Genomic DNA, 5,714 nt, shown 5'->3' on the forward strand with positions numbered 1-5,714 from the left:
AAAATGTATAAAAGCCACTGGAGCCTCAAAGGGCGCCTCTTTAGCCTAATTCCCGCCTTTTGCAATGCGTGCAAGATGTTCGTTTTCAAAATCGGCGGTGATGAATAATAAGGCTTAAAATTTCAGTTGATTGCTTTGCAAATTTCGACAGCTAAGGCGGGAATTTTAAGCTGCTTATCTGGCAAGCTGGCATGCAGAGCAAACGGCATATACTGCTTTGCTTAATGCTTGAGTAAAATTATAAAAACGCTTTAAAATTTCGCTTAAATTTACCTCGATTTATAGGAATTTAAGAGTTTTTAAAATATATTTTCGCATCTTAAATTCACGGAAAAGATCATGCAAAATTTTCTCGACAAACTCACCGCCACAATTGACGCAATCAACTCCTTTTTGTGGGGTCCGTACTTTCTAATCGCCCTACTTTGCGGCACCGGCGCGTATTTTACGGCGCGCTTGCACCTGGTGCAGATTTTTAAATTTAAAATGGGTGCGCGCAAGCTTTTCGGCAACTTCTCCCTGCACGGCGAAGCTGCGGGCAAAAGCGGTATGAGCTCGTTCCAAGCCGTCGCCACGGCGATCGCGGCGCAGGTAGGCACCGGCAACCTGGTAGGCGCCAGCACCGCGTTAGTCATGGGCGGACCGGGCGCGATATTTTGGATGTGGTGCGCGGCATTTTTAGGTATGGCAACAAATTTCGCAGAGATCTGCCTGGCTCAAATTTACCGCACCAAGGACGATAGCGGGCACATGATCGGAGGACCCGCGTTTTACATCAGCCGCGGACTTAAAAGTCCATTTGCCAAGCCTTTAGCGGCGTTTTTTGCGCTAGCCATCATCTTTGCTCTGGGCTTCATGGGTAATATGGTGCAGGCAAACTCCATCTCAGACGGCTTTAGCAGCGCATTCGGGATTCCGAAGTGGGTGAGCGGCGCAGCATTGGCGCTCATCTGCTGCGTCATCTTTTTCGGCGGCGTCAAAGCGATCGCGCGCGTAGCCGAAAAGGTCGTGCCTATAATGGCGATCTGCTACGTGCTCGTCGGTCTCGTCATCATCGGCTCAAATTTCGATAAAATTCCATCCGTCATCGCGCTGATATTCAAAGCCGCGTTCGATCCATCCGCTGCCTGGGGCGGCGCTACGGGTGCCACGATCGCCACCGCGATGAGATACGGCATCGCGCGCGGGCTCTTTTCAAACGAAGCGGGCATGGGCTCGACGCCGCACGCACACGCCGCAGCGAACGTCAAACACCCCGTAGATCAAGCCGTGCTCGGCATAATGGGCGTTTTCGTCGATACATTCATCGTGCTTAACATCACCGTTTTCGTCGTGCTTAGCACCGACGTAGTCACCTTCGAAAACGGCAAGGCGGTATTTTCGGGCATCTCTCTGGTGCAGGAAGCCTTCGGGTCGCAAATTTTAGGTCGCAGCGGCGGCTACGGCTTCGTGGCGATCTGCCTGTTTTTCTTCGCATTTACCACGATTTTGGGCTGGTATTACTTCGCCGAGATTAACGTGCGATACCTCCTGGGCGCAAAATTCGTCAAGCTCTTGCAAATTTTGGTCGTCGCATTCGTATTCATAGGAAGCGTGCAAAAGATCGACCTCGTCTGGGGGCTAGCGGATATGTTTAACGGACTGATGGTGATCCCAAACCTAATCGCGATCATCCTACTTAGCCCCGTCGTCGTGCGGCTTTTGAGCGACTTTAACGACGGCAAAAGCTACGACGCAAACGACTACAAATAACGCCGCGCGCTAAATTTCAAGCCCGCACTTGGAATTTAGCGCAAAATCGCCGCAAAATTTAGAATTTTAAAATTCTTTTCTAGCTAAAATCCTAGCCTAAATTTTATGATTTAAGGAGAACGGATGCATAATTTTAAGGAGCGAAAAATGCCAGTTTTAAAGGCATTGCTGACCGGGCAACCGCGCGCTTACGGCGACGAGCGCGCTACGCAGCCTCTAAAAAGGCGCTGGGAGACGGCGATTTTTAAGCAAGCTAGAACGGGCGAAGTGCGCGCAAACGAGCTTGGGTTCGAGGGCGACGCGGTAGCCGACACGCTGCATCACGGCGGAGAGGAGAAGGCGATTTTTGCCAACTCGCTGCAAAATTACGCCGCGTGGGAGAGGTTTTTGGGGCTTAAAAATCTAGCCTACGGCGCAATGGGCGAAAACCTCACGATCAGCGGACTACACGAGCAAAACGTCTGCATTGGCGATGTGCACCGCATAGGCTCGCTGGTGCTACAAGTAAGCCAGCCGCGCAAGCCCTGCTACAAGCTCTCGATGCGCTGGGGTAACGCGGAGATGACGGCGGAGATCGCGCGCAGCGGGCTTACCGGCTGGTACTACCGCGTGCTAGAGACCGGCTCGTGCCGCGCAGGCGACGAGATCTATGTCGTGGGACGCGACCCCGCTATGATGAGCGTGATGGAGCTAAATCATCTATTTTACGGCGATCGCCTCGATGAAGGGCTGTTAGCAAAATTTAACCTACTTACGACGCTTACGCCAAAATGGCGCGAGGATATGCGCCGCAAGCTAGAAGGCAGCTACGACGACGGCTTTATGCGACTATGAAATTTAGCCTAGAAGCGGCGTTATGAGACCAGCAAAGCAGCGCCGCGCCTTGTTAGTTTTAATACACTCTTGATGCGGATTTCAAAAATACTTTCTTGCGAGCCAGCCTGCAAAATACTTTTTTGCTTGAGCATTTAAAACATCTTCTAGGCTTTCGGTATCAGCGCGAAAAACCACTTCTTAAGTGCGACGTAAATTCAGGCTAAATTTTAAAACTGAAATTTTAATCTAATCCGCGCCGCACGCACACAAAAGCAATCTGTTCTCTTGCCCTATTTTATGACATGATACAGCTACAAACAGAATTAAAAACGCATTTAACCACGCTTAGAATTTATCCGTTATGAAATCTAAATTTAATCGCGCATTCAAAGCCGTGCGCCGCTCTTTGTAAATTTTAAAATTTAAAAGCGGTAAATTTAATCTCCTTGCTACGCAGCGAATTTTTCCAAAATCAAAAAGCGAACTATTTTTTACTCTCGCAACACACTCATCTCGCACATTTAGCGGCGTGGCTCTTACGCTGCAAACAGCCTCCTCAAAACTTGTAACGCGCGCCAAATTAGACATGTCAGATGCTTCGCCGACCGCCTTAAAAGCTCATTTATAGCGCTCGCTATAAGTAGAATTTTGCGCGGCACGGTAACAATTACGACCTTTTAAGAGCGCGTACCGCAGTTTAAAATCCTACTTCAGCTTTTTAAAAACCGCACGCCGTATGGCTCAAAGTCCATTTTCGCACTCAATCAACTATCGTAATCCCCGCATCCGCGAATGCTTTTCGCGCCTTTTTTAATATGCCGATGCCGGCCGTTTCGATTTTCTTAAGATTAACGAAGGGCGCAAGCTCGGCGGCGTCAATGTTTTTAATGTCGAAAAGATCGTCCTCGCCGTCCCAATCAGGCGCGATTTGCAGGTAAATTTCGTTTCCGCCGTCAAGATAGAGCTCGCTCACCTGCTCCGCCAAATTTGCGGGGACCGGATAGTCCTTAAACCACTTTTTGGCTTGCGACAGCGCGCCGAAGTCCGCATACGGATCGATACCGCGCTCCTCGCAGTACTCAAACACGTTAAATTTAGGCTCCAGCAGGGATTTTTCATACATCAGTTCGTTCATCACGGCGACTTTGAAATTTAAATTTTTAAACGCTAGCGTCTCGCCCGCCGCGCGCGGAAGCTTAAATTTATCGCTCGGCCTCGGCTTTACCTTTTTTGTCTTTTGATTGATGCAGACGCGCCCTATCGGCATTTTCGCAGCTCGCACGATATCTGCTATCTCGTCGGTGTCGCGCTTAGCGAAGCGCTCGGCAAAGTCCATCGCGCCTATGCGCTCCTGCACGGCATCGGCGAGAGCTAGCGAGACTTCGAACTTGCCTAGGCTAAGCTCCAAAAATATATATGCGCTGCGCAGCTCCTGCTCCGGCACGACCTCAAGCGGCGGTCTGCCATCTATCGTGAACGCGCCGCCGTAGAGCTTGCGCGGAACCTCGTGCTGCACGCCCTTTGCGACCTCAAGCATCAAAATCATCTCGGTAAGCTTCGGCTCTGCGAGCTCGCCTGCGCGCACGAAGGCGAAAATCCCCGCCTCATCCCAAAAATAGCGGCTTTTGCCCTCTCCGTCATCGATCACGCGCGGCTGACCCAAGGCTTCATTAAATTTAGCTAGATCAAACCCGCAGTTTACGCCGCCGATGAAAACGCCGTCCGAGCGCACGTCGACGTCAAAATTTTGCTTTTTAAAAATGTCAAACAGTCCCATTTGTCGCTCCTGATTTTGCCTTAAATTTCGTTTTAAAATTTTTCCAAAAACCCGTAAAAATCGTCCGCGAAAAGCCTATCCTCGCTCTGCACGTAGTCGCGTACATAGACCTTGTATTCGCACGGCGCATCGTCTGCCCGCTCGCTTGCTATCTCTTTCGTCGCTCCACTTGTTGCCTCGTCTGCCGCCCCGCTCATTGTCGCACCCGCCGTTTTACACGTCGTTTCGTCTGCCGCTTCGATATTTATATCATGCGCCACATCCGGCGATCGCTCCGCACGCGCTTCGTCGTCCGATGCCCTATTTTCCGCACCGTCGGCTACCGTCGCGACGACCGTATCGCACGCCGTCGCGCTCGCAGCTTTGTCGCTCGTACTCTTCGCCGTCTTGCTGCGCGCCGTATTCGGCGAGCCGTCCGCCATGTCGCTTGCAGGCGAAATTTTAAAATAATACTCCTCGTCCTCGAGCTGCAAAAACACAAGCTCGTCCGCGGCGAATAGCCCGTTTTTGAGATTTATCTCATACGTGTAGCAGATGCCCTCATCGGCACTATCCGCAAACTCGGGCGGTGCGATCGTTTTTAGCTCCGTCCCCGCCGCGCTGACGCTAGCGTATCTTAGCAGCATCTGCTTGTAGCTCGCAGGCAGCGCGAAACCGAGCCGCCGCTGCGCCTGCGCGATCCATGCGGGCTCTATGTCGCTGCGCCCTGCGGCCGTGATATTTTTAGATTTTTGAATAAGTTTTTCTATCATTTTAATCCCATTTTGAGCGAGGAATTTTAACGCTTAGCGACACCAAGACGCGCTGTTTACACAGCCCCGCGGGCATTTAGCGCGGCTTTGAAAATCTAAATTTAAAAGCACGCGCGGCTTCAAAACCAAAGCGAGCCGTTTAAAATTTCAAGCGCCTGCGCATAAAATTTCAACCGCAAACACGAACTGGCAGTATTCCTGCGATCAAAATTTAGCGCTACTTAGCCAGCGCTATTACTTCGATCTCCACAAGCGCGCCTTTGGGGAGTTTGGCGACCTGCACCGTGCTGCGAGCCGGCTTGTGCTCGCCGAACGCCGCTGCGTATATCTCGTTCACCGCGGCAAAATCGCCCATATCGGCTAGGAAAATCGTCGTTTTGACGGCATCTTGCAGCGTAGCGCCCGCTTCTTTCAGGATCGCGGCGAGATTTTGCAAAACCTGCCTCGTTTGCGCCTCCACGCCGCCCGCGACGAACTCGCCGTCCGGCTTAAGCGCGATCTGCCCCGAGGTAAAGATGAACCCGCCCGCCTTGATCGCCTGAGAGTACGGCCCGATGGCCTGCGCCGCATCGGGAGTCGAGATGATCTGCATAGTAAATCCTTTGTGAAAAATTTCG

At 51.5% G+C, this 5,714-nt stretch carries 6 protein-coding genes; 2 read left to right on the top strand and 4 right to left on the bottom strand.

All coding sequences use genetic code 11. The annotated features are described in order from the left end of the window. Positions 1-339 precede the first annotated feature (339 nt). Both Q0614_RS04300 and Q0614_RS04305 read left to right on the top strand, forming a co-directional pair. Positions 340-1,752 carry a sodium:alanine symporter family protein gene (locus tag Q0614_RS04300; protein WP_298786783.1) on the top strand — a complete coding sequence of 471 codons (1,413 nt, stop codon included), beginning with the start codon at positions 340-342 and terminating at the stop codon, positions 1,750-1,752. A gap of 147 nt (positions 1,753-1,899) precedes the next feature. Next, positions 1,900-2,586, top strand: coding sequence for an MOSC domain-containing protein (locus Q0614_RS04305; protein WP_298786785.1), 687 nt, complete (start codon positions 1,900-1,902; stop codon positions 2,584-2,586). A 327-nt stretch (positions 2,587-2,913) separates the two neighbouring features. Here the strand turns inward: Q0614_RS04305 and Q0614_RS04310 are convergent, their stop codons facing one another. From Q0614_RS04310 to Q0614_RS04325, 4 genes are all read right to left on the bottom strand, one after another. Beyond that, on the bottom strand, positions 2,914-3,156 hold the full coding sequence (locus Q0614_RS04310) for a hypothetical protein (protein ID WP_298786787.1): 243 nt from the start codon (positions 3,154-3,156) through the stop codon (positions 2,914-2,916). A 172-nt stretch (positions 3,157-3,328) separates the two neighbouring features. Then, positions 3,329-4,345 carry a hypothetical protein gene (locus Q0614_RS04315; protein ID WP_298786789.1) on the bottom strand — a complete coding sequence of 339 codons (1,017 nt, stop codon included), beginning with the start codon at positions 4,343-4,345 and terminating at the stop codon, positions 3,329-3,331. A 32-nt stretch (positions 4,346-4,377) separates the two neighbouring features. Beyond that, on the bottom strand, positions 4,378-5,097 hold the full coding sequence (locus Q0614_RS04320; protein WP_298786791.1) for a hypothetical protein: 720 nt from the start codon (positions 5,095-5,097) through the stop codon (positions 4,378-4,380). Positions 5,098-5,314: 217 nt separating this feature from the next. Continuing rightward, a complete protein-coding gene (locus Q0614_RS04325; protein WP_298786793.1) occupies positions 5,315-5,689 on the bottom strand; it encodes a RidA family protein in 375 nt (124 codons plus the stop codon). Positions 5,690-5,714 lie beyond the last annotated feature (25 nt).

The sequence above is a fragment of the uncultured Campylobacter sp. genome (genome assembly GCF_937997595.1).
In the GTDB taxonomy this organism is placed as follows: domain Bacteria; phylum Campylobacterota; class Campylobacteria; order Campylobacterales; family Campylobacteraceae; genus Campylobacter_B.

Coding starts and splice junctions, on each gene's coding strand:
- Q0614_RS04310 (WP_298786787.1), bottom strand. CDS start 3,156: ATGTCTAATTTGGCGCGCGTTACAAGTTTTGAGGAGGCTGTTTGCAGC.
- Q0614_RS04305 (WP_298786785.1), top strand. CDS start 1,900: ATGCCAGTTTTAAAGGCATTGCTGACCGGGCAACCGCGCGCTTACGGC.
- Q0614_RS04320 (WP_298786791.1), bottom strand. CDS start 5,097: ATGATAGAAAAACTTATTCAAAAATCTAAAAATATCACGGCCGCAGGG.
- Q0614_RS04300 (WP_298786783.1), top strand. CDS start 340: ATGCAAAATTTTCTCGACAAACTCACCGCCACAATTGACGCAATCAAC.
- Q0614_RS04325 (WP_298786793.1), bottom strand. CDS start 5,689: ATGCAGATCATCTCGACTCCCGATGCGGCGCAGGCCATCGGGCCGTAC.
- Q0614_RS04315 (WP_298786789.1), bottom strand. CDS start 4,345: ATGGGACTGTTTGACATTTTTAAAAAGCAAAATTTTGACGTCGACGTG.